Source organism: Marinitoga sp. 38H-ov (assembly GCF_011057715.1).
GTDB lineage: Bacteria > Thermotogota > Thermotogae > Petrotogales > Petrotogaceae > Marinitoga.
In genome coordinates this window covers 1-1,730 of record NZ_LNGH01000024.1, presented here as the reverse complement: position 1 = coordinate 1,730, position 1,730 = coordinate 1, and the positions used below count along the sequence as shown (strand labels likewise).

At 24.4% G+C, this 1,730-nt stretch carries 2 protein-coding genes; both read left to right on the top strand.

The window, feature by feature from the left end; all coding sequences use genetic code 11:
- The first annotated feature begins 245 nt into the window (after positions 1-245).
- Positions 246-446: a hypothetical protein gene (locus AS160_RS07960; RefSeq protein WP_165147441.1), complete on the top strand. Its 201-nt coding sequence runs from the start codon at positions 246-248 to the stop codon at positions 444-446.
- Between the two features lie 308 nt (positions 447-754).
- Positions 755-1,730: hypothetical protein (locus tag AS160_RS07955; RefSeq protein WP_165147438.1), on the top strand; the 976-nt coding region annotated here is incomplete at its 3' end.

Sequence of the window (1,730 nt, the reverse complement as noted above, 5' to 3'; positions counted from 1 at the left end):
TGTTTTCAACATTTTATTTTTTTGGCCCATTTTTCAATTATAATTTGGCTTACTTTTGAGTTGCAAAATACAATCTACAAAAAAGTTATCCAAAAGGAATTGAAAATTATTTTTGTGAACTCATAAAATTAGAATATGAATGGGCAATGGTTTTATTATCAAAAGAAATAGCCAATAAAGAAATAAGCAATAAAGTTGCTATTTGAGGTGGCTTTATTGTAATAATTCTAAAAGGGGGTATTGATATGTCATTCAAAATTATTAGTTTGAATGAACCAGGGATTTTATCAGATTCATCAGATTTAACGCCGTGTGATAGTGATCCAGGTGCCGGAGATGGTGGAATGTCCTGTTTATTTACCTGTGCTCCGGGTAGTTGGGATAGAGTTTTAGAAACTGGAAATCCAGGTGGAGATATATACGCACCATCAAGCGGAGATTGCTAAAATAATTTTTTATTAAACTTACCTAACACACCTGCATTTATTGATGCAGGTGTGTCAAGTATTAAAAAGGGAGGAAGTATTTTTATGATAAAAAAAAAATATTATTATTATTAGTTTTTATTTTTCTTATAATTGTAAGTTTTTCCATTAAACTGGATGAAAAGAAAGTAAATACGGCATATAATTATGCCATCAAAAATTATGCAAAATATAATACTAAAAATTTAGAAATATATTTTGAGAAAAACACTAATTTTGCTCCTTATATTGTTGAAATCGCATCATATTATCAAAAGGAAATAGATAGTTTGATAAAGGCTTTTAAAATAAAAATATTCAATAAAAAAATTCCTGTAATTTTATTTGATACAAGAAAAGAAATAATAGGATTATCAGAATATCAAGCCGGTGGATTCTGGAATAATAAGGTAATTTTTGGAACGCCTGTTAATTTAAAACATGAAATTGTACATGCTATTGATTCGTATATTTTAAAAGGAGAAAATTCCTTTTTTAAAGAAGGCCTTGCAAATTGGTTCAAATATATTAATGATGGTCTCGATTTAAGTTCAAAATATCACTTTTATGCTAAATATATGCTTAAATACTCTTCAGAATATAGAAATCTGACTTATGATGAGTTATATAAAAAAATATTTTTAAACTGGAAAAATGGATATACATTTGGAGCATCTTTTATAGGTTTTTTTATTGAACATCATGGAATAGATAATTTCAAAAATTTTTATGTGAATATACAAAAAATGGATGAAAATCAATTTAAAGAGTATATAATGCCATATATGATTAAATGGATACAATGGCTAAAATTTGAAAATATAGAATTTAATTATATGGAAAGTTTTTTTGAATTCTTCAAAGGCAAAGAAATAAATAATTTAAATATAGATTTAAAAAAATGGATAAAAATAAAAAATGTATATAACAGGAACTTTTTCGTTGATACAAATAATAATATTATATTGAATAAGATAAATAGTAATATATATTCCCACACATCAATATACAATTTAAAAGAAAACAAATTAAATTTATATAATGGTAGCTTTGTTGCAATTTCAAAAGATTATTTATTAACAAAGAATAGTGGTATATTAAATCTGAATTTGTATGATTTACAGAAAAAAAGAAAGTTATATAGAATTGATAATGAAATGAAAAATATAAGCCTGGGCTATATTTCTGAAAAAATGGGGATAATATATTTAATTAATGGAAAAGAAATAAAAAAATATAATTTATATACCGGTAAACACATAAAAA

What these genes read in the sequence shown, in the direction of transcription:
- AS160_RS07960 (WP_165147441.1), top strand. Translation starts at nt 246, where the DNA reads ATGTCATTCAAAATTATTAGTTTGAATGAACCAGGGATTTTATCAGAT.